The 20,916-nt window shown below is 71.3% G+C and carries 22 protein-coding genes, 3 pseudogenes and 1 riboswitch; of the genes and pseudogenes, 18 read left to right on the top strand and 7 right to left on the bottom strand.

Annotated elements, in window-relative coordinates:
• Positions 1-113: 113 nt before the first annotated feature.
• Positions 114-404, bottom strand: a complete 291-nt coding sequence (locus GLX30_RS30725) for a type II toxin-antitoxin system Phd/YefM family antitoxin (RefSeq protein ID WP_159694214.1) — start codon at positions 402-404, stop codon at positions 114-116.
• 87 nt (positions 405-491) lie between these two features.
• Here GLX30_RS30725 and GLX30_RS30720 point away from each other — a divergent pair, with 87 nt between their 5' ends.
• The 3 genes from GLX30_RS30720 (at position 492) to GLX30_RS30710 (ending at position 2,422) form a co-directional block, all read left to right on the top strand.
• Positions 492-1,127: an ATP-dependent Clp protease proteolytic subunit gene (locus GLX30_RS30720; RefSeq protein ID WP_159694213.1), complete on the top strand. Its 636-nt coding sequence runs from the start codon at positions 492-494 to the stop codon at positions 1,125-1,127.
• Positions 1,128-1,134: 7 nt separating this feature from the next.
• Positions 1,135-1,443, top strand: a complete 309-nt coding sequence (locus GLX30_RS30715; protein ID WP_159694212.1) for a hypothetical protein — start codon at positions 1,135-1,137, stop codon at positions 1,441-1,443.
• A 303-nt stretch (positions 1,444-1,746) separates the two neighbouring features.
• Positions 1,747-1,942: riboswitch (cyclic di-AMP (ydaO/yuaA leader) on the top strand.
• A 3-nt stretch (positions 1,943-1,945) separates the two neighbouring features.
• The gene (locus GLX30_RS30710; RefSeq protein WP_159694211.1) at positions 1,946-2,422 is read left to right on the top strand and encodes a C40 family peptidase; all 477 of its coding nucleotides are present in this window, start codon (positions 1,946-1,948) and stop codon (positions 2,420-2,422) included.
• Between the two features lie 53 nt (positions 2,423-2,475).
• Here the strand turns inward: GLX30_RS30710 and GLX30_RS30705 are convergent.
• Positions 2,476-2,618, bottom strand: a pseudogene (locus GLX30_RS30705) (LysE family translocator); the annotation flags it as partial.
• Between the two features lie 4 nt (positions 2,619-2,622).
• On the opposite strand from GLX30_RS30705, the pseudogene GLX30_RS30700 reads away from it, so the two are divergent.
• Positions 2,623-2,952 (top strand): annotated as a pseudogene (locus GLX30_RS30700) (LysR family transcriptional regulator substrate-binding protein); the annotation flags it as partial.
• A gap of 61 nt (positions 2,953-3,013) precedes the next feature.
• Here GLX30_RS30700 and GLX30_RS30695 read toward each other — a convergent pair.
• Together GLX30_RS30695 and GLX30_RS30690 are read right to left on the bottom strand one after the other, a co-directional pair.
• Entirely contained in the window at positions 3,014-3,445 is a 432-nt protein-coding gene (locus GLX30_RS30695) for an ATP-binding protein (protein ID WP_159694210.1), read from the bottom strand.
• 221 nt (positions 3,446-3,666) lie between these two features.
• Positions 3,667-4,812: an 8-amino-7-oxononanoate synthase gene (locus tag GLX30_RS30690; RefSeq protein WP_159694209.1), complete on the bottom strand. Its 1,146-nt coding sequence runs from the start codon at positions 4,810-4,812 to the stop codon at positions 3,667-3,669.
• 146 nt (positions 4,813-4,958) lie between these two features.
• Between GLX30_RS30690 and bioB the strand changes: the two genes are divergently transcribed.
• The 5 genes from bioB (at position 4,959) to GLX30_RS30665 (ending at position 9,293) form a co-directional block, all read left to right on the top strand.
• Positions 4,959-6,137 (top strand): biotin synthase BioB, encoded by a 1,179-nt coding sequence (bioB, locus tag GLX30_RS30685; RefSeq protein WP_159694208.1) that lies wholly within the window; start codon positions 4,959-4,961, stop codon positions 6,135-6,137.
• Positions 6,130-7,419 carry an adenosylmethionine--8-amino-7-oxononanoate transaminase gene (locus GLX30_RS30680; RefSeq protein ID WP_159694207.1) on the top strand — a complete coding sequence of 430 codons (1,290 nt, stop codon included), beginning with the start codon at positions 6,130-6,132 and terminating at the stop codon, positions 7,417-7,419. Before bioB ends, GLX30_RS30680 begins: the two co-directional genes overlap by 8 nt.
• Positions 7,420-7,480: 61 nt before the next feature.
• On the top strand, positions 7,481-8,194 hold the full coding sequence (gene bioD, locus GLX30_RS30675; RefSeq protein ID WP_159694206.1) for a dethiobiotin synthase: 714 nt from the start codon (positions 7,481-7,483) through the stop codon (positions 8,192-8,194).
• Between the two features lie 5 nt (positions 8,195-8,199).
• Complete coding sequence (locus GLX30_RS30670; protein ID WP_159694205.1) at positions 8,200-8,553, top strand: VOC family protein; 354 nt, start codon at positions 8,200-8,202, stop codon at positions 8,551-8,553.
• 56 nt (positions 8,554-8,609) lie between these two features.
• Complete coding sequence (locus GLX30_RS30665; protein ID WP_159694204.1) at positions 8,610-9,293, top strand: class I SAM-dependent methyltransferase; 684 nt, start codon at positions 8,610-8,612, stop codon at positions 9,291-9,293.
• A 106-nt stretch (positions 9,294-9,399) separates the two neighbouring features.
• Here GLX30_RS30665 and GLX30_RS30660 read toward each other — a convergent pair whose 3' ends face one another.
• On the bottom strand, positions 9,400-9,771 hold the full coding sequence (locus GLX30_RS30660; RefSeq protein ID WP_159694203.1) for a fic family toxin-antitoxin system, toxin component: 372 nt from the start codon (positions 9,769-9,771) through the stop codon (positions 9,400-9,402).
• Positions 9,768-9,983, bottom strand: a complete 216-nt coding sequence (locus tag GLX30_RS30655; protein ID WP_005320324.1) for a hypothetical protein — start codon at positions 9,981-9,983, stop codon at positions 9,768-9,770. The genes GLX30_RS30660 and GLX30_RS30655 overlap by 4 nt, the downstream gene beginning before the upstream one ends.
• A 220-nt stretch (positions 9,984-10,203) precedes the next feature.
• Between GLX30_RS30655 and GLX30_RS30650 the strand changes: the two genes are divergently transcribed.
• The 3 genes from GLX30_RS30650 (at position 10,204) to GLX30_RS30640 (ending at position 13,144) form a co-directional block, all read left to right on the top strand.
• Entirely contained in the window at positions 10,204-10,626 is a 423-nt protein-coding gene (locus GLX30_RS30650; protein WP_159694202.1) for a GNAT family N-acetyltransferase, read from the top strand.
• A 161-nt stretch (positions 10,627-10,787) separates the two neighbouring features.
• Positions 10,788-12,134: a hemolysin family protein gene (locus tag GLX30_RS30645; protein WP_159694201.1), complete on the top strand. Its 1,347-nt coding sequence runs from the start codon at positions 10,788-10,790 to the stop codon at positions 12,132-12,134.
• A complete protein-coding gene (locus GLX30_RS30640; RefSeq protein ID WP_159694200.1) occupies positions 12,131-13,144 on the top strand; it encodes a hemolysin family protein in 1,014 nt (337 codons plus the stop codon). Before GLX30_RS30645 ends, GLX30_RS30640 begins: the two co-directional genes overlap by 4 nt.
• A gap of 423 nt (positions 13,145-13,567) precedes the next feature.
• Here GLX30_RS30640 and GLX30_RS30635 read toward each other — a convergent pair whose 3' ends face one another.
• Positions 13,568-14,572: a maleylpyruvate isomerase family mycothiol-dependent enzyme gene (locus tag GLX30_RS30635; RefSeq protein WP_244258326.1), complete on the bottom strand. Its 1,005-nt coding sequence runs from the start codon at positions 14,570-14,572 to the stop codon at positions 13,568-13,570.
• 60 nt (positions 14,573-14,632) lie between these two features.
• Here GLX30_RS30635 and GLX30_RS30630 point away from each other — a divergent pair, with 60 nt between their 5' ends.
• From GLX30_RS30630 to GLX30_RS30605, 6 genes and pseudogenes are all read left to right on the top strand, one after another.
• A complete protein-coding gene (locus GLX30_RS30630) occupies positions 14,633-15,427 on the top strand; it encodes an SGNH/GDSL hydrolase family protein (RefSeq protein WP_159694199.1) in 795 nt (264 codons plus the stop codon).
• Between the two features lie 70 nt (positions 15,428-15,497).
• Positions 15,498-16,940, top strand: coding sequence for an adenylosuccinate lyase (gene purB, locus GLX30_RS30625; RefSeq protein WP_189470013.1), 1,443 nt, complete (start codon positions 15,498-15,500; stop codon positions 16,938-16,940).
• Positions 16,937-17,485, top strand: coding sequence for a G/U mismatch-specific DNA glycosylase (gene mug, locus GLX30_RS30620; protein ID WP_159695333.1), 549 nt, complete (start codon positions 16,937-16,939; stop codon positions 17,483-17,485). Before purB ends, mug begins: the two co-directional genes overlap by 4 nt.
• Before the next feature lie 291 nt (positions 17,486-17,776).
• Entirely contained in the window at positions 17,777-18,442 is a 666-nt protein-coding gene (locus GLX30_RS30615; RefSeq protein WP_159694198.1) for a lytic polysaccharide monooxygenase auxiliary activity family 9 protein, read from the top strand.
• A 156-nt stretch (positions 18,443-18,598) separates the two neighbouring features.
• Entirely contained in the window at positions 18,599-20,161 is a 1,563-nt protein-coding gene (locus GLX30_RS30610) for a PQQ-dependent sugar dehydrogenase (protein ID WP_159694197.1), read from the top strand.
• Between the two features lie 161 nt (positions 20,162-20,322).
• Positions 20,323-20,750 (top strand): annotated as a pseudogene (locus tag GLX30_RS30605) (VOC family protein).
• Positions 20,751-20,916: the final 166 nt, after the last annotated feature.

Here is a 20,916-nt window from a genome sequence, read left to right as displayed (position 1 = left end):
GAGCGGCCGTCGGGCGCGCCACCGTGCCAGGGGCCGGACCGGTCTCCGGGCGCACGGAATCGGGCCGTCCCTTGTGACGGAACGGCGTCCTGGCGCCTGGGCCGGGCCGGCCGCTAAGGGCGGCGCCTGGGAGGCCGGTGCTCGGCCGCCAGTCCGAAGCGGCCACGGTCGGGGGAGACGGAGGACGTCGTCCCGAAGGAGGACACGGAGCTGATGATCTGCTCCTCCGCCGCCTCCGGCGCCTCCGCCTCCTGCTCCAGCCGCTCCAGGTCCGCGGCGGAGACCAGCGCGACGAGCGGCTTCCCGTGCCGGGTCACCACCACTCGCTCGCCGCCGTAGACGACACGGTTGATCAGATCGGCGAGCTCGGCGCGAGCTTGCGTCACCGGAATTTCGTAGGCCATGCTCCCATTCTAACGGCTTGTACATCCTGTACGTTCTTTACATGGCCCTGGAGGCATCTCCACGGCCGTGACGACGAGAGGTGTGCCATGAACCGTCCGTCCGCCCGCTACGTCCTGCCTGAGCTCACGGAGCGCACGTCCTTCGGGACGCGAACGCTCGACCCGTACTCGAAGCTGATGTCCGAGCGGATCGTCTTCCTGGGGACCGCCGTCGACGACACGGCGGCGAACGACGTCATCGCGCAGTTCCTGCACCTCGAGTACGAGGCTCCCGACCAGGACATCTGCCTGTACATCAACTCCCCCGGCGGATCACTGAGCGCCATGTCCGCCATCTACGACACGATGCAGGTCGTCATGTGCGACGTGGCGACCACCTGCCTCGGCCAGGCCGCCTCCACGGCGGTCGCCCTGCTCGCCGCGGGCACTCCCGGCAAGCGGATGGCACTGCCCGGCGCACGGATCGTGATGCAGCAGCCCGCCTACGAGGAGCCGTTGCGCGGGCAGCCGTCCGATCTGGAGATCCATGCCGCCGAGTTGCTGCGGCTGCGCGAGCAACTCGCGTCGATGCTGGTGCGCCACACCGGCAACGACCAGGACCGCATCGCGGCCGACCTGGAGCGGGACAAGATCTTCGACGCCACCGCGGCGAAGGAGTACGGCCTCATCGACCATGTCGTCACGAGCCGCAAGCTCTCGGCCGTGCCACCCGCGGCGAGGTGAGCCCGGGATGCTGCCGCCCGAACTGCCGCCACTGCCGGCACTGACCCGCGCCGAGGCCGACTTCGTCGACGCCTACCTCGAAGTCGTCGACCTGCTCGGCAGCATCAACCCCGCCCGCACCACCCACACCTACGGAGCCCTGCGCGCCGCGCAGGCGCTCGTCGGGCGGGCCGCCGCGCTCAAGGACGCCCTGACGCTCATGCACATCCGGGGCGAGACCGAGGTGTACACGCACACCCTGACGGAGGCACTGCGCGTCCTGGACGGTGAGCGCAGGACCGATCGACTGACCATGCCGCCCGTTTCCACGAGTTGACGGACGTTCCGGTGCCGCCCGCCGACACGGCGCGGCGGCGCGGGTACCCCGTTCGGTGGAGCTTTCCCCAAGTTGTCGCACTACCTCGGACTTGCGTCGGCCGGACCACCGATCTGGCGCAATCGGGCGCTTCAACTGCTGGTACGAGACGGCTCAGGAGCGAGGGAGAAGGGGCCCGACAGGCCCGCCCACCCGAAAGGTCCAGTCGTGATCAGCTTCACAAAAGCCGTTTCAACTCGGAAATCGGACATCGGTGGGTAACGATCCGTGGGACGACAAGCCCCCGCCACCTCGACGGGGCGGTCCGGGCGGACGCTGAATCCTGCCGCCGCACCGGACGTCTGGTCGACGGAATTGCTTCGGCAGGAGTGGAGGACCCAGCAGTTCGGCGTGACCGGCGATCCCGGCCGCGCCTTGGGGTGAAGCCGCAGCGGCGGCCGGGCGTCTTCGCCGTCCGAACCCGACAGGTCACCCTTCACAGGCGGCTGACGAAGGGTTGCGCATGACTGCGCAGATGCACCTCCCCCTCCTGTTCTCACGGGCGGGCGCCGTATCGGCACTCACGATCGCCGCCGTCGGCGGCACACTCCTGGCCCCCGGCAGCGCTGCTGAAGCGCATGCGATCAGCAGCCACGCGAGCAAGGCGCTCAAGGTGGCCGCGTCGAAGAAGGGCTCGCCGTACCGGTACGGCGCCACGGGCCCGTCCCGCTTCGACTGTTCAGGGCTGACGCTCTATTCGTACAAGAAAGCGGGCAAGAAGCTGCCCCGGACCGCCCAGCAGCAGTACAACCGGACCCGCCACATCTCCGCCTCGCATAGGCAACGCGGTGACCTGGTGTTCTTCCATGCCGGCGGTGTCGTCTACCACGTGGGGATCTACGCCGGGCGCGGGAAGATCTGGCACTCGCCCAAGACGGGAGACGTGGTCCGGCTGGTCAAGATCTGGACGAAGAGCGTCAAGTACGGCCGCGTGCGCTGACGCGCCACCAGGTCCTGCGGTGCCTGGGTGGTGTCAGCGCGCCGCCGACCGGATCAGCAGGCCGCGCCGAACGTGGTCAGCGCGCCTCCGGAGTCGCCTTCGACGGCGCGGGCGGTCCGCGGCCGGCGCAGCAACCGCCGAGCCGGGCGACCAGCAGCGCCGCCTCCGGGAACCAGAGCAGTGCCAGCAGCACGACCGTACATCCGCCGCGCGGGGTGTGGAGCGCGCCCTGGCGAGCGCCGGCGCCACACCCGCGGTGGTCTGCGAGTCGCCGGGCAACGCACTGGTGTGCGCACTCGTCAGCGCGGGACCGGGGGTGGCCGTCGTGCCGGAGATGGTCGCCGCGATGGCGTCCACGCCGTTGCGGACACGTCGGCTGGCACCCTGCGGCGTTCCGCAGGACGATCTCGGTGGCGTACCGGGGCGAGGAGTCGGGTCCGGCCGTGCGGTCGCTGCGGGCGCTGATGCGTGGCGCATTCGCCAGGGCGGGCAGCCGGGCCGGATCGGTCGGCGAAGCAGGGAGGCTGTGAGCCGGGGACGCCGTGAAGGACTTGACGAGCCGGGAACTCAGGTGACGGGCGGGCGGGCCGGTCAGCTCTGCACGGGAACGGACCACGGCAGCGCGATCCAGACGGTCTTTCCGCCCTCCTCCGTGGGCGTGACGGACAGCCGGCCGCCGTACTCCGCGGTGAGCGTGCGGATGATGACCATGCCGCGCCCGTTGTCCTGCCGGACGGCGGCGGGCAGCCGCTGGGGCCAGCGCGGATGGCTGTCGGTGACGCCGATGCACAACTGCTCGTCGCGCTCGAGGCGCAGATCCACCGTGAACGTCGGGGACTGGCCGAAGGTGTGCTGGACGGAGTTGGTGGCGAGCTCGGAGACGATCAGTTTGACGGTGTCGACGGTCTCGGCGTCCTGCTCCAGCCCCCATTCGCACAGGACGTCCGTGACATATCTCCGGGCGGCGGATACCGACGCCGGATCGCTCGGCAGAGTGGCGGATGCTTCTTGGTGGTCTGCCATGGCGGCGCTGTCCCTTTCCCACCGCGGCCGGGCTCCGACTCGTAGCGGATGAAAAGCGGGAACGGCCACGGATTACGCTTCTGCGTCAGACTGCCACTTATCGCCCGTCAGGGGCGCCGATCCACCGAGATACGTACATTTCTGTCGCTCGATGCGGTGAACTCTGCGACGGCAGACCGTATTTAGGGCATCCGTCGGGCACTCCGGCGGCGCCCTGCGGCTCAACTGCCCGGGGCGGTCCCGATGATCGTGGCGAGCGCCGTGCCGATCTGCCGGTCCGTGAGATCCGCCCTGGCCGTCAGCCGGATCCTCGAGATCCCGTCGGGTACGGACGGGGGCCGGAAGCAGCCGACGACGAGTCCGGCGGCCCGGCAGTCCGCCGCCCAGCGCAGCGCCGCGTCGGGGGACGGGGCCTGCACGGAGACGACCGCCGCGTCCGGGCGTGCCGAGGCCAGTCCGGCGTCGGTCAGCCCGCGGTGCAGCGTCGCCGCGACCTCGCGCACCCGCCCGGCGAGCCCGGGTTCGCCGCGCAGCACCCGCAGGCTCGCGAGTGCCGCTCCGGCCGCCGCCGGGGCCAGGCCGGTGTCGAAGATGAAGGTGCGCGCGGTGTTGACCAGGTGGTCGATGACGCGGGCGGGTCCGAGGACCGCACCGCCCTGGCTGCCGAGCGACTTGGAGAGCGTCAGTGTGGCGACGGTCCCGTCCTCGCCCGCGAGCCCGGCGGCGTCCAGGGCCCCGCGACCGCCGTCGCCGAGGACGCCGAGCCCGTGCGCGTCGTCGACGAGGAGCCCGGCACCGTGCTCACGGCAGACGTCGGCGATGTCCCGCAGGGGAGCGGCGTCGCCGTCGACGGAGAAGACCGAGTCGGTGACCACGAGGGCGCGCCGGCCCGGGTGGGCCTCGAGCGTCTTGCGTACGGCCTCGACGTCGGTGTGCGGGACGACCGCCGTCTCCGCACGGGAGAGCCGGCAGCCGTCGACGATGGAGGCGTGGTTGCCCGCGTCGGAGACGACGAGGGCGTCACGGCCGCTGAGCGCGGTGACCGCGGCGAGGTTGGCCGCGTAGCCCGAGGACAGGACGAGGGCCGCCTCGAAGCCGCAGAAGTCGGCGAGTTCCCGCTCCAGTTCGGCGTGCAGTTCGGTGCTGCCGGTGACGAGCCGGGAACCGGTGGCCCCGGCGCCCCACCGGCGGGCGGCCCGCGCGGCGCCTTCGGTGACCTCGGCGCGGCGGGTGAGGCCGAGATAGTCGTTGCTCGCCAGATCGAGGAGCGCACTGTCGGCGGGGCGCGGCCGGAGGGTGCGGACCAGACCCGCCCGCTCGCGGCGGCGCGACTCCTCGTCGATCCAGTCGAACGGATTCCTCGGCATGGCGGTCCGGTCCTTTTTGTAGGCAGCGGACAGACCCTAGCCGGGCGGGCCCGGGTATCGGGTGTGGCCATGCACACACCTCGAAACGCGGGTGTTGTGGGCTTCCTCCTTGGCCGGGACGTGTGCGGTAGGCCAGGATCGGCGCCATGGACCTGCTGAACACACTGGTGGAGAAGGGGCTGCGGCGCGAGCTGCCGACCCGCGAAGAAGCGCTCGCCGTACTGGCGACCTCCGACGACGATGTGCTCGATGTGGTGGCCGCTGCCGGCAAGGTGCGCCGTCAGTGGTTCGGGCGGCGGGTGAAGCTCAACTATCTGGTCAATCTGAAGTCCGGCCTGTGCCCGGAGGACTGCTCGTACTGCTCCCAGCGGCTCGGGTCGAAGGCGGAGATCCTCAAGTACACGTGGCTGAAGCCCGAGGAGGCCTCGGAGGCCGCGGCGGCCGGTGTGGCCGGCGGCGCCAAGCGCGTCTGCCTGGTCGCGAGCGGGCGAGGACCGACGGACCGCGACGTCGACCGGGTCTCGAAGACCATCGAGGCGATCAAGGAGCAGAACGAGGGCGTCGAGGTGTGCGCGTGCCTCGGGCTGCTCTCCGACGGCCAGGCCGAGCGGCTGCGCGACGCGGGCGCCGACGCGTACAACCACAACCTGAACACGTCCGAGGGGACGTACGGGGACATCACCACGACGCACACCTACGCGGACCGCGTCGACACGGTCAACAAGGCGCACGCCGCCGGACTGTCGGCCTGCTCCGGCCTGATCGCCGGCATGGGTGAGAGCGACGAGGACCTGGTGGACGTCGTCTTCGCGCTGCGGGAACTCGACCCCGACTCGGTACCGGTGAACTTTCTGATCCCCTTCGAGGGGACGCCGCTCGCCAAGGAGTGGCACCTCACCCCGCAGCGGTGTCTGCGCATCCTCGCGATGACCCGATTCGTATGCCCGGACGTCGAGGTGCGACTGGCCGGCGGGCGCGAGGTGCATCTTCGTTCGATGCAGCCGCTCGCCCTGCACCTGGTCAACTCGATCTTCCTCGGCGACTACCTCACCAGTGAGGGTCAGGCGGGCAAGACCGACCTCGAGATGATCGCGGACGCCGGTTTCGAGGTGGAGGGCTCGGACACCACGACGCTGCCCGAGCACCGTGCGGCCGGCGGCGGCTGCGGCTCCGTGTGCGGCGACGGCGACTCGGGAGGGTGCGCCTCGGAGGCGGCAGCGGCGGAGACGACCGCGGCCCCGTCGGGTGAGGCGTCCGCGGCGCGTACGGATCTGGTGGCGGTGCGCCGCCGGGGAGCCGGGACGGACCTCGCGCCCAATGCCTGAGTTCGGCCCCGAGGAGCTCCGCGCGCTGGACCGGGCGCACGTCTGGCACCCGTACGGCCCGATGCCGGGCCGCAGCGACCCGCTCGTCGTCGAATCCGCCTCGGGCGTACGGCTGCGGCTCGCCGAAGAGGTGCACGGGCGGCGTGAGTTGGTCGACGGCATGTCCTCGTGGTGGTCCGCCGTCCACGGGTACAACCACCCGGTGCTGAACGAGGCGGCGACCGCGCAACTGGGCCGGATGAGCCATGTGATGTTCGGCGGGCTCACCCATGAGCCCGCCGTGCGGCTCGCGGCCCGGCTGGTGGAGATCACCCCGGAGCCGCTGCGGCACGTCTTCCTCTGCGACTCGGGCTCCGTGTCCGTGGAGGTCGCGGTGAAGATGTGCCTCCAGCACTGGCGTTCGCTGGGCCGGCCCGCCAAGCAGCGGCTGCTGACCTGGCGCGGCGGCTACCACGGTGACACCTGGCAGCCGATGTCGGTGTGCGACCCCGAGGGCGGGATGCACGAGCTGTGGCAGGGAGTGCTGCCCCGTCAGCTCTTCGCCGAGGCGCCTCCCGCCGACTACGAGGAGTCGTACGCGCAGGGCCTGCGGGAGCTGATCGCCCGGCACGCGGACGAGTTGGCGGCGGTGATCGTCGAGCCGGTCGTGCAGGGCGCGGGCGGCATGCGCTTCCACTCCCCCGAGTATCTGCGGGTGCTGCGACAGGCCTGCGACGAGTACGGCGTGCTGCTGGTGTTCGACGAGATCGCGACCGGGTTCGGGCGTACGGGCACGCTGTTCGCGGCCGGGCACGCGGACGTCGCCCCGGACGTGATGTGTCTGGGCAAGGCGCTGACCGGCGGCTATCTGACGATGGCCGCCACGCTGTGCACCTCGAAGGTGGCCGAGGGCATCTCGCGGGGCGAGGTCCCGGTGCTCGCCCACGGCCCCACGTTCATGGGCAACCCGCTGGCCTCCGCCGTCGCCTGCGCCTCGATCGACCTGCTGCTCGGGCAGGACTGGCAGCGGGAGGTCCGACGCCTGGAGACGGGTCTGCGCGACGGTCTCGCGGAGGCCGCGGACCTGCCCGGGGTGAAGGACGTCCGGGTGCTCGGCGGCATCGGCGTCGTACAGCTGGACCACGACGTCGACATGGCCGCCGCCACGGCGGCGGCCGTCCGGGAAGGGGTCTGGCTGCGGCCCTTCCGCGACCTCGTCTACACGATGCCGCCGTACGTGACGGACGACGAGGACCTCGCCGGCGTGTGCCGCGCGGTGCGCGCGGCGGCAGCGGCGGGCTGAGGCCGCCCCGGCCCGGCAGGGTCGCAGCGGACATCGGAACGAACGAAGGACACACAAGCACATGGCAGTGATCGTGGTGACCGGCACCGGCACCGAGATCGGCAAGACCGTCGTCACGGCGGCGGTCGCCGCGGCGGCTCTGGCCCGGGGGCTGTCCGTGGCCGTCCTCAAACCCGCGCAGACGGGGCTGGCGGCGGGCGAGGACGGCGACGTCGAGGTCGTGCGGCGACTCGCGGGCGACGTGACCTGCGCCGAACTCGCCCGCTTCCCCGAGCCGTTGGCGCCGGCCACCGCCGCCCGGCGGGCGGGGCTGGCACCCGTGCGGCCCAAGGACGTGGCGGAGGCCGCCGAGAAGCTGGCGGCGGAGCACGACCTGGTGCTGGTGGAGGGCGCGGGCGGCCTGCTCGTACGCCTCGACGACGACGGGGCCACGCTGGCGGACGCGGCCGCCGAGCTGGGCGCGCCCGTGCTCGTGGTCACCCCGGCCGGCCTGGGCACGCTGAACATGACGGCGCTCACGGCGGAGGCTCTGCGCGCACGCTGCCTGGAGCAGTTGGGCGTGGTGGTCGGGAGCTGGCCGAAGGTGCCCGACCTGGCGGCGCGCTGCAATCTGGCTGACCTTCCGGAGGCCGCGGGCGCACCGCTTCTCGGGGCCGTACCGGAGGGCGCCGGCGCGCTCGCTCCCGCCGACTTCCGGGCGCGGGCGGCGACCTGGCTGACGCCGCGCCTCGGCGGCCGGTGGGATGCGGGGGCGTTCACCGCCGCCGTAGGCTGACGCGCATGCGCGCGAAGATCGATGAGCTCGTCCTCGACTGCCACGACCCCGCCCGGCTGGTGCGCTTCTGGGCCGCGCTCCTCGGCGGCGATCCGGTGGACCGCTCCGCCGACTGGTCGTACATCGATCCGCCGGAGTTCGTGCGCGTCGCCTTCCAGCGGGTGCCGGAGGGAAAGGCGGTCAAGAACCGCCTTCACCTGGACCTGGACGCCGGTGACATCGACGCAGCCGGGGACGAGGCGGTCCGGCTGGGGGCGGAGCGGGTCGGGGCGATCGTGACCGACGACCACGGCCGCTTCCTCGTCATGCGTGACCCGGAGGGCAACGAATTCTGCTTCGTGGCGGGCACGGACGGCTGAGCAACGGACAGCGGGGGAGAATGAAGAAGACCGGCCCGTCTCCGAAGGAGGCCCCTATGGTCCCGCTTCAGCGCGGTACGAACGTCCCGCGGGACGCCGTCCACCACCCTCTCTTCGCCCGCTTCTACGCGAAGATGAGCGTGACGGCCGACCTGAAGGCCGGCATCGCCGCCCACCGGGCGGAGCTGCTGCGAGGGCTGTCCGGCAGGGTGATCGAGATCGGCGCGGGCAACGGTCTGAACTTCTCGCACTATCCGGCCACCGTCTCCGAAGTGGTGGCCATCGAACCGGAGCGCTCGCTGCGGAAACTGGCCACCGAGGCCGCCCTGCGCGCCGAGGTCCCGGTGGACGTGGCGCCCGGCGCGGCCGAGGCCCTGCCGGTCAAGAGCGAGGGTTTCGACGCGGCGGTCGCGTCGCTGGTGCTGTGCACCGTACGGGACCTGCCGAGGGCGCTGGCGGAGATCAGGCGGGTCCTGCGGCCCGGCGGCGAGCTGCGGTTCTTCGAGCACGGGCGGGCGGAGGGCCGCGGTCTGGCGACCACCCAGCGGGTACTGGACCGCACGGTGTGGCCGCTGTTGTTCGGCGGGTGCCACACGGCGCGGGACACGATCGCCGCGATCGAGGAGGCGGGCTTCGAGCTGGGGCCCTACCGGCGGTTCCGGGTGCCGGACCACGGACCGCAGCTGCCGACGTCGCCGTGCGTGCTGGGTGTCGCCCGCCGCCCGGTCACGGACGGGTAGCCGCCACCGGAACGGCGCCTCGGGCTCGCGCCGGGCTCACCCGGTCACGCCGCCCGGTCAGGGCCGGGGGCCCGCCCCGGGTCCGGGAGTCAGGGAGCGGCACCGCTCACTCGCTCCAGCTCCGCAGTTCCTCCGCGATGCGCCCGATGTCCGCGCTGCCGTCCTTCACCAGGCGGGCAAGGTCGCGTACCTGCTCGGGCGAGGTGACGACCTTCAGCCCGCAGGCGACGAGATAGCCGTAGGCGACGGCCGAGGCGAACATGGCGTTGGAACGCTCCAGCGCCGGAACGTGCAGCAGCAGTTGCAGCAACGCGGCGGCACGGGAGGCCGGGTCGCTGTAGACGGGGACGCCGAATATCTCCGCCTCATGACGGCTGACGGCGGCGACGAGCGCGCCCCAGTCGGTGACCTGCGGGTCGCCGGGCATCTTGTGCTCGGCGACCATGAGCAGCCAGGCGAGGTCGATCCGCAGGCTCAACGCTTGTCGCCGAACTCCTCGGCGAAGACCGATTCGTACTGCTTCATGAAGTCGGCCGCCGCGTCGACGAAGGTGCGTCCCGCTTCGCCGGCGTCCTGTTTGACGAGCTCCTCGATGTAGCGGTTCACGCTCACGCCGCGTTGCATCGCCCGCTGCCGGGCGGTCTCCGCGGTGGACTCGTCCACGCGTACGTTCAACTGTGTCTTCGCCACACCTTGAAGCTAGCGCGAAGTCGCTAGCAGTGGCAAGGGCGGCCCGGCCGCGTCGGTGGAAGCGCCGCGCCGCGGAGAACCACCGGCCCCGTCAGGACCAGAAGCCACCGGACCGTCGTGGACAGGCCGGCGCCGCGAACGGACGGCGGGCACCCCTCGCCGTCTCACAGCGCGGAAAGAGGGTGGCGGGGCCGGTCGTGGGCGTGCTTGGCTCGCGGCCATGACGGACCTGCGCATACGTAACGCCGCTCCCGACGAGGCCGAGGCCGTTCTGGCCTTCTGGAAAGAGGCCGCGGAGGGCACCAGCATCACGGACGACGTGGACGGCGTCACGCGGCTCATCGACAGGGATCCCGAGGCCCTCATCCTCGCCGAGTCGGACGGCGTCCTCGTGGGCTCCGTGATCGCCGGCTACGACGGCTGGCGCTGCTCCCTGTACCGGCTGGCCGTGCTGCCCTCCCACCGCCGGCGCGGTATCTCGACGGCCCTGCTCGACGCGGCGGAGAAGCGGTTCGCCGCGGTGGGCGGCCGCCGCGGGGACGCGATGGTCCTCGAGGCCAACGAACAGGCGCACCGGGCGTGGACGTCCGCCGGGTACGTACGCGAGGACCACTGGCGCCGCTGGGTCAAACCGTTCGCCTGACCTCCACCGCCCGCCCCGGCCCCTTTGCCCCTCCTTTACCATGGGTGCACTGTCCACTTCCCGTACGAAAGGTGTGAGCGTCCGCCCATGGGCGAGCCTCCTAGTAGCCGACATCGCGCAAACCTTCTCCCCCTGCCGGATCATGGGATGGAGGTGAACCGATGACCGAGGTGCTTCTGCTCGCCGTGGCGGTACTGCTCTCCGTCGCGTGCGGAGCCTTCGTCGCGGCCGAGTTCTCGCTCACGACGGTCGAGCGCAGCGATCTCGAACGAGCAGCGGAGCGCGGTGAGCGAGGCGCGGCCGGCGCGCTCAAGGCCGTGCGCAGCCTCACGTTCCAGCTCTCCGGCGCCCAGCTCGGTATCACCGTCACCAACCTGGTCGTCGGCATGCTCGCCGAGCCGTCGATCGCCGCGCTCATCCGCGGACCGGTCGAGGACCTCGGCCTCTCCCCTTCCGTGGCGTCGTCCGCCGCACTGGTCATCGGCACGGCCCTGTCGACCGTTGTCCTGATGGTCGTCGGCGAGCTCGTCCCGAAGAACTGGGCCATCTCCTCCCCCCTCGCCGTCGCCAAGGTGGTCGCCACGCCGCAGCGGGTCTTCACCGCCGCCTTCCGGCCCCTGATCTCCCATCTCAACAACACCGCCAACCGCATGGTGATGCGGCTGGGCATGGAGCCGACGGAGGAGCTCGCCTCGGCCCGCAGCCCCAAGGAGCTCATCGCGCTGGCCCGCCACTCGGCCAAGGAGGGCGCGCTCGAGGCGGACACCGCCGAGCTGTTCGTCCGCACCCTCGGCCTCGGCGAACTCACCGCGGAGAACGTGATGACCCCCCGGGTCCAGGTCACGGCCCTCGAGGTGCAGGCCACGGCCGAGGACGTCGCCAACGCGACCCGGGCCACCGGTCTGTCCCGCTTCCCCGTCTACCGGGGCAACCTCGACACCGTCGTCGGCATCGCCCACATCAAGGACGTCCTGGCCGTGCCCGCGGAGCACCGCCGCCGGCTGCGCGTCTCCGAACTGCTGCGGGAACCGGTCCTCGTGCCCGAGTCGCTGACCGTCGACCGGCTGCTCGACCGGCTCCAGGGCAGATCCACCATGGCCGTCGTCATCGACGAGTACGGCGGCACGGCCGGTGTCGTGACGATGGAGGACATCGTGGAGGAGGTCGTCGGCGAGGTCCGCGACGAGCACGACCCGCACGAGACGCCCGACCTGGCGCCTGCGGGCGAGGACGCCGACGGACGGCTCCTGTGGTCCGCCGACGGCGCCGCGCGCACCGACCAGCTGGCGGCCATCGGCCTCCGGGTTCCCGACGGTCCGTACGAGACGCTCGCCGGAGTGGTCGCCACCGAGCTGGGACGCATCCCGGCCGAAGGAGATCGCATCGACATGGACGGTTGGCGGCTCGACGTCGTCGACGCCTCCGGACGGCGGGCGGCGCGCGTGCTGATGCACGCGCCGCCGACGGCCGCGGAAACGGCCGACGAGATCCAGGAGGCGGGACGATGATCGCGATCCAGCTCTTCATCGGCTTCCTGACCCTGGTCGTGAACGCCTTCTTCGTCGGCGCGGAGTTCGCGCTGATCTCCGTGCGCCGCAGTCAGATCGAACCGGAGGCACAGGCGGGCAACCGCCGGGCCCGCAGCGTCCTGTGGGGTCTCCAGCACGTCTCGGACCTCATGGCCGCCGCCCAACTGGGCATCACGCTGTGCACGCTGGTCCTCGGCATCGTCGCCGAGCCGGCCATCGCGCACCTGCTGGAGCCGGTCTTCGACGCGGTGGGCGTGCCGCACGGTGCGGTCCATCCGATCTCGTTCGTCATCGCCCTGTCGCTCGCGACGTACCTCCACATGCTGCTCGGCGAGATGGTGCCGAAGAACATCGCCCTGGCGGAACCGGTGCGCAGCGCGCTGTGGCTCGGCCCGCCGCTGGTGACGTTCGCGCGTGCCCTGCGGCCGGTGATCTTCATGGTCAACGCCTTCGCCAACGGCTTGCTGAAGCTGTTGCGGGTCGAGACGAAGAACGAGGTCACCGCCACGTTCTCCGACGACGAACTGGCGAACCTGGTGCAGGACGCCGGCGAGGCCGGCCTGCTCGACGACCGTTCCGCGGAACGACTGCGGGACGCGCTCGAACTCGGCCGCCGGCCCGTACGCGACGTGGTGATGCCGATCGAGCGCGTGGTGTACGCCCAGGCCGGTACGACGCCCGAACAGCTGGAGCGGCTCTCCGCGGAGTCGGGCTTCTCCCGCTTCCCGGTCGTGGACACGGGACGGCGCATCCTCGGCTACCTCCATGTGAAGGACGCCCTGGACGCGGCGCCCAGGAACGTGGCGTTCCCCGTGTCGGCGATGCGGCCGATCGCCCGCGTCCGGGCGACGACCCCGCTCGACGACGTCCTCACGGCGATGCGCCGGAGCCGTACGCACCTGGCGGCCGTCCTCGACGAGGACGGCCGGCCGGAGGGCCTGGTCACGATGGAGGACATCCTGCGGGAGCTGGTGGGCAGGCCGGGGTGACGGGCGGGGCGGTCACGCCGAGCGGTCGCGCCTGCGGCCGGCCGTTCCCCACCCCGCCCCTTTCGCTGTATCGATGTGAGGCTCCGCCGCGTGGGGGCTCCGCCCGGACCCGTTCACCGTGCTCCGCGCGGTGTTTCGGGGGCATCTCCTCCTAGGGCCCGGCGGCGTGGGGGCGGCACCCCCACCGCACCCCCGCACCTCGAACGCCGGCGGGGCCGGAGTTGCCCGGTGACGCCGGAGCCGTCGGCGAGGCTGATTTCGCGCAGCGAAAGCTCCGCCGCCAGGGCACGGGCTGGTTGCCGCGCAGCGGCATTTCCAGCCCGGCCGGCGTTCGGGGCCACCGCTCGCGCGAAGCGCGATACGGGGTCCGGGGCCTGCCCCGGTTTCGGGAAGGGGCGGGTAGGCGACAAGCCCGCGCAGCGACTACATCGACGTGGAGCCCAGCCACGCGTCCAGCACCGCGCGCCCACCCCGGACCGTGAACCGGTCCTCGTCCGGCCGGCGGCGGCCGTAGAGGAGGAGCAGGAGGTCGGCCACGTCTGCGGTCACCGTGACGTCGGCCGCTTCCGCGGTCGCGGTCCACGAGAAGCCCCCAGCGCCGAAGGTGATCGTCCAGGCCGCGCCGGTGTCCCGGGCGAACAACTGGACCGAGCCGCCGGCCAACGGCGCCAGCCGCTCGATCATCCACGTGTAGCAGGGTAGGTTCTCGAGGAACTCCGCGATGCCGTCCGCCGCCGTGCCCGGCTCGACGCGGGGTTCCTGCCCGAGGGCCAGTTGCGCGTCGGCACAGTGGATCACCGCCTCGGAGAGAAGCCGCCGCGGATAGAAGGCGACCCGCTGGTCCACGCCGTAGGACCACATCGGCAGGTCCGGGTCCACCGTGCGCAGGGTGCGCAGGGAGGACTCGGCGCCGCGGGCCATCCACTGCGGGTACGCCGACGGCTCGTCCGGCAGATCGAGGGGCACTTCACGCGCCCGGACGCGCTCGGTGGCCCGGGTGCGTACGACATGCTCCGCCCAGCGGTGCGTCGTGCCGTGGTGCTCGACCAGATCGGCCAAGGTCCATCCGGGGCAGGTGGGCACGGGTGTCGCCAGGTCGGCGTCCCGTACCGCCGCGGTGAACTCGGCCACGACGTGCGCGATGGACTCGCAGTACCCCTCGTGCTGGTCGTCGTCGAGGCCGAAGCTGTCCGGCACCCGGAGCAGGCCGTCGCGCCAGGCGCCTTCCGGGTGGCGTCCGGCCGCCGCGCGGACGCGTTCCGCGAGCTCTCGGCGGTCCGCGGGAGGAAGCCTGTCCAGCAGGAACGCGGTGGATTCGAGCCACTTCACCGCGGTGTCCGGGTCGAGCACGTCGTCGTCGCAGGTGTCGATCAGGGTCACCACTTCGGCCAGCGCTTCGGCCAGCGCGTTGAGCAGCGCGTCACTCACGAAAGCTCCCCTCCGGGTACGGAACCGACGGACCCTACCGCACGGTAGGATCGCTGCGCCATGGAGATCAGTGCCAACTACACCAGCTATGTCGCGGTCGGCGACTCGTTCACGGAGGGCATGTCGGACGTGCTCCCCGACGGCTCCTACCGCGGCTGGGCGGACGTCCTCGCGGGCCGGCTGGCCGCCCGCACCCCCGGCTTCCGCTACGCGAATCTCGCGGTGCGCGGCAAGCTGATCGGACAGATCGTCGCCGAGCAGGTCGACGTCGCCGCCTCGATGAACGCCGATGTGATCACCCTCGTCGGCGGGCTCAACGACACCCTCCGGCCCAAGTGCGACATGGTGCGGGTGCGCGATCTCCTCGAGGAGGCGGTCGAGAAGCTCGCGCCGTCGTGCAGGCAGCTGGTGCTGATGCGCAGCCCCGGCCGTCAGGGCCCGGTGATGGAGCGGTTCCGTCCGCGGATGGAGGAGCTGTTCGCCCATGTCGACTCGCTCGCCGCACGGCACGGCGCGCTCGTTGTCGATCTCTACGGCTCCGCCGCTCTCGGCGATCAGCGGATGTGGGACGCGGACCGGCTGCACCTGACGGCCGAGGGGCACCGCCGGGTCGCGGAGGCGGTCTGGCAGACGCTCGGCCTGGAGGCCGAGGACGACTGGCAGACACCGCTGCCGCCGGCGCTCAGGTCGAGCTGGGCGACGCGACGGGTCGCCGACGCGCAGTTCGCCCGCCGGCACCTGGGGCCATGGATCGGACGGCGGCTGACCGGGCGGTCCTCCGGCGACGGCAGGCCCGCGAAGCGGCCCGACCTGCTGCCTTACGAGCCCTACCGGCCGCCGTCGGCCGGCGCCTGACGCCCTCGTAGCGAGCTACAACCACGGGCGGGGCGCTGAGCTGCGCAAACCCACAGTAGAATCTGCACACGTGACTGCTGTGTCTGCGAAGCCTCGCATCCCCAATGTCCTTGCCGGCCGCTACGCCTCCGCGCAGCTCGCCGTGCTCTGGTCCCCCGAGCAGAAGGTGAAGCTGGAGCGTCAGCTCTGGCTGGCCGTGCTGCGCGCGCAGAAGGACCTCGGGATCGAGGTACCGGACGCCGCGCTGGCCGACTACGAGCGGGTGCTCGACCAGGTCGACCTGGCGTCGATCGCCGAGCGCGAGAAGGTGACCCGCCACGACGTGAAGGCCCGGATCGAGGAGTTCAACGCCCTCGCCGGCCACGAGCACGTCCACAAGGGCATGACATCCCGCGACCTCACGGAGAACGTCGAGCAGCTGCAGGTCCGGCTGTCGCTGGAGCTGATGCGTGACCGTACGGTCGCGGTGCTCGCGCGGCTGGGCAAGCTGTCCGGCGAGTACGCGGAGCTGGTCATGGCCGGCCGCTCCCACAATGTCGCCGCCCAGGCCACCACGCTCGGCAAGCGGTTCGCGACGGCCGCCGACGAACTGCTCGTCGCCTACGGGCGTCTCGAGGACCTGCTGGGCCGCTACCCGCTGCGCGGCATCAAGGGCCCCGTCGGCACCGCGCAGGACATGCTCGACCTGCTGGGCGGCGACGCCGCGAAGCTGGCCGAGCTGGAGCAGCGCATCGCCGCCCACCTGGGCTTCGGCCACGCCTTCACCTCGGTGGGCCAGGTCTACCCCCGTTCGCTGGACTACGACGTCGTGTCCGCCCTGGTCCAGCTGGCGGCAGCGCCTTCGTCGGTGGCCAAGACGATCCGCCTGATGGCCGGCCACGAGCTGGTCACCGAGGGCTTCAAGCCGGGCCAGGTCGGCTCGTCCGCGATGCCGCACAAGATGAACACCCGCTCGTGCGAGCGCGTCAACGGCCTGATGGTCATCCTGCGGGGCTACGCCTCGATGACCGGCGAGCTCGCCGGCGACCAGTGGAACGAGGGCGACGTGTCCTGCTCCGTGGTCCGCAGGGTGGCGCTGCCCGACGCGTTCTTCGCGCTCGACGGGCTGCTGGAGACGTTCCTGACGGTGCTCGACGAGTTCGGCGCGTTCCCGGCGGTCGTCGCCCGTGAGCTGGACCGCTACCTGCCGTTCCTCGCCACCACGAAGGTCCTCATGGGTGCGGTGCGTGCCGGTGTCGGCCGCGAGGTGGCGCACGAGGCGATCAAGGAGAACGCGGTCGCGTCCGCGCTCGCCATGCGGGAGCAGGGTGCGGAGCGCAACGAGCTGCTGGACAAGCTCGCCGCCGACGAGCGGATCCCGCTGGACCGTGCACAGCTGGACGAACTGATGGCGGACAAGCTGTCGTTCACCGGTGCCGCCGGCGACCAGGTGACCGCCGTGGTCTCCAGGATCGAGGAGATCGCCAAGCAGCACCCGGAGGCCGCCGCCTACACCCCGGGCGCGATCCTCTGACCCGCCCCACCCCGGCAGAGCTGGAGGCCGCCCGCGACCGCGTCGTCGAGGACGTGGTCGCGGACGGCCTGTCCGTGCTGTTCTGCGGCATCAACCCGGGGCTGATGTCCGGTGCGACCGGACACCACTTCGCCCGTCCCGGCAACCGGTTCTGGCCGGTGCTGCACCTGTCGGGGTTCACCCCGCGCCGGCTGCTGCCGTCGGAGCAGCGTGAGCTCCTCACGTACGGGCTGGGCATCACCAACGTGGTGGCACGCACGACGGCACGGGCCGACGAGGTGTCCGACGAGGAGTTCCGCGAGGGCGGCCGGCTGCTGGCCGCGAAGGTGGAGCGGCTGGAGCCGCGGTGGCTGGCCGTGGTGGGCGTGACCGCGTACCGCACGGCGTTCGGACAGCGGGCCGCCCGGATCGGGCCGCAGGAACGGACGATCGGCGGCGCGCAGGTGTGGGTGCTGCCCAATCCCAGCGGGCTCAATGCCCATTGGACGGCGCAGACGATGGCCGAGGAGTTCGCCCGGCTGCGGGAGGCCGCCGGCCGGCCCTGAGAGCCGTCGTCGCACCGGGAGACACAGACCGGTGCCGCAGCCGGTCACCGGGACGGCAGGTCCCGGATACCGCTGTCCGCACCCGCCGCGACCATAGGCACGGGGGCACGGCACCGCCCTGCGATCGCCACTTTTACGCCATGCCGCCCGAGAGTGGCGCAATCACACGTTGCCGCTCCGTTTCCCGAGGCGCAGCCTGGAGTTGTGGGAGCGCTCCCACGATGCCGCGGGAGCGCCCACAATCGCCGGAACCCCAAGAATCCGGCATTCCCCCACGGAAAGAAGGCGATCATGGATTGTCATGACCACTACATACGGCGCGGTTTGACTCTCGCCCTGACGACCCTCGTCGCGGCGCTGCTCAGCCTGATCCCCTGGAGCGGCACCGCGGTGGCCCACGGGTCGGTCGTCGACCCGGCATCGCGCAACTACGGCTGCTGGCTGCGCTGGGGCAGCGACTTCCAGAACCCGGCCATGGCACAGGAGGACCCCATGTGCTGGCAGGCCTGGCAGGCCGACCCGAACGCGATGTGGAACTGGAACGGCCTCTACCGCAACGGCTCCGGCGGCAACTTCCAGGCGGTCGTCCCGGACGGGCAGCTGTGCAGCGGCGGCCGGACCGAGAGCGGTCGCTACAACTCGCTGGACACCGTGGGCGCGTGGAAGACCACGGACGTCGGCCCGAACTTCACCGTGAAGCTGTACGACCAGGCCAGCCATGGTGCGGACTACTTCCTGGTCTACGTCACACGGCAGGGTTTCGACCCCACCACCCAGCCGCTGCGCTGGAGCGACCTCCAACTGGTCGCCCGCACCGACAGGTACGCACCCAGCCAGAACTACTCGATCCCCGTCAGTACGTCCGGCTACAGCGGTCGCCATGTCGTCTACACGGTCTGGCAGGCCTCGCACATGGACCAGACCTACTTCCTGTGCAGTGACGTGAACTTCCGCTGATCACCGGTCACGGAACCGTCCCGCCGGACGGCGAGCGCCGTCCGGCGGAACCCGCCCGTGCCGCACGTACCGCCGCGGCGGCCCCGAAGCCGGGGACGGCCGCCCGCCGCTGCGCGGCGACCCGACCGGAAAAGCTTCCTCGTCACTGGAGCCGACATGCCAAGACGCCGCTGGGCAGGGCCCCTTCTGCTCACCCTCCTGCTGACCGCCCTCACCCTGCTGCCCGCCGCCACTCCCCCGTACGCCGCGGCCCCGTCCACGACATCGGCCACCGCGCTGCCACGGACGGGAGCGGCGGCGGACACCGCGCCCGTGCCCCTGCCGTCACTGAGCACGACCACCACCCAAGTGGCATCCGGACTGAGACGGCCCACCGCCCTCGCCGCACCGGACGACGGCACGGGTCGGCTGTTCATCACCGAGAAGCCCGGAACCGTCCGCGTCTACCACCCGGACACCGGCCTGGACCGGACACCGCTCATCGACATCACGTCGGCCGTGGACCGATCGGGCAACGAGCGCGGCCTGCTCGGCATCGCCCTCCCGACCGACTTCGCCGAGAGCCAGGACCTGTACCTGGCGTACACCGCCCTGCCCGACGGCGCGGTCACGCTCGCCCGCTACCGGCTCGACGAGTCCCGCCTGGAGGTCCTGCTCTCACAGGAACACGCCGAGTACAGCAACCACAACGGCGGACAACTGGCGTTCGGCCCCGACGGCAACCTGTACTGGAGCATCGGCGACGGCGGCGGCTCCGCCGACCCCTTCAGCGCCGGGCAGCGGCTGGACACCCTGCTGGGCAAGATCCTGCGCATCGACGTGAGCCGCGGCTGCGGCCCGCTCCCTTACTGCGTCCCCGGTGACAACCCCTTCTCCGGCACCCCCGGCGCCCGCGAGGAGATCTGGCTGTACGGGCTGCGGAACCCGTGGCGGTTCTCCTTCGACGGTGCCGACGGTTCGATGTGGATCGGCGACGTCGGCCAGGGCCGATGGGAGGAGATCGACCACCTCCCGCCCGGGCAGGGAGGACTGAACCTCGGCTGGTCCTGCTACGAGGGTCCGGAGAGGTTCGAAGGAGGGCACTGCGCGCCCGGCGAGACATACACCGAACCGGCCTTCACCTACTCCCCCTACACCGGCGGCTGCTCCGTCATCGGCGGCCACGTCTACCGGGGCCGGCAGTACGCCGACCTGGTCGGCGGCACCTACATCGCCACCGACTACTGCTCGTCCACGGTCTGGGCGCTGCGCCCCGACGGCAGCGGCGGCTACCAACAGGCCGAGATCGGGGAGATGCCGACCCAGGTGACGTCGATCGGCACGACCGTCGACGGGGAGTTCTACGTGGTCAACGACCTGCCCGGCGGCCTGCACCGCGTGTCGTTCCAGCGTGAGGAACCCGCCTGCCGTGTGGACCGCACCGTGCAGACCTGGGGCACCGGAACGACGGTCGACCTCACCGTCACCAACACCGGCAGCACGGCGGTGAGCGGCTGGACGCTCGCGTTCCCGCTGGCCCTCGGGCAGAGGGTCGTCTCCGACTGGAACACCGACCTGACCCAGGGAAGCAACACGATCGCGGCGGCCAACGCCCCGCACAACGCCGACATCGCTCCGGGCGCGAGCATCACCCTGGGGTACCTGGCCGACCACACCGGTGACGCGTCGCCGCCACCGCGGTTCACGCTCAACGGGGACGCCTGCGCCGTCGGCCGCTGAGCCGCCGTCACCCTCGTCCCGCTCCGTTGCGGGCGTGACAGGTATGGGCTGTCCGGTTCGATCACTTGATGCCCAAGATGGCCCAGGCATGACGAAGGTGCGGGTGGACCCCCTGGGGAAGTGAGCGGCAGCGTCTCAAGTCCCCTTGGTACGGTGCACCGATGCCAGCGATCAAGAGGCTCCAAGTCACCTTCGACTGCGGAGAACCTGAGCGTCTCGCTCGCTTCTGGTGCGAGGTGTTGGGGTACGTCGTACCCCCGCCACCCGAGGGGTTCGAACCTGGGATGATTTCAAGCGTTCGCAGCTACCTGAGCAGCGGGATTCATGGTTCGCCTGCACAGATCCCTCGGGCGTGGGCCCGCGGCTGTACTTCCAGCGCGTCCCCGAAGGGAAGACCGTCAAGAACCGGGTGCATCTTGATGTGCGGGTCGGCACCGGACTCGTGGGTGAAGGACGCCTCGCCGTACTTGAAGCCGAATGCGCACGACTGGTCCCGCTCGGCGCAATACACGTGCAAACGCTGTATGACGGCAATGATTCGTGCATCCCGATGCTGGACATCGAGGGCAACGAGTTCTGTATCGACTGATATGCATGGGGCGGGAGTCGTCCCGTGAAGGCGAGGCTGTGCAGCCGGGCGATGCCGAGCAATCCTGTGGCGCGGTTCTGATCTTGGCGTACGCGAGCATGTCCTGCCTGTCGCGGGCAGGGTCGTAGAAGGCGATGTAGTCCGGGGTGATGCCGCGGGTGTTGCC

This window comes from Streptomyces sp. Tu 2975 (genome assembly GCF_009832925.1).
Classification (GTDB): Bacteria; Actinomycetota; Actinomycetes; order Streptomycetales; family Streptomycetaceae; genus Streptomyces.
Note: the sequence above shows the minus strand (reverse complement) of the source record. Positions and strands in the feature narration are given on the sequence as shown.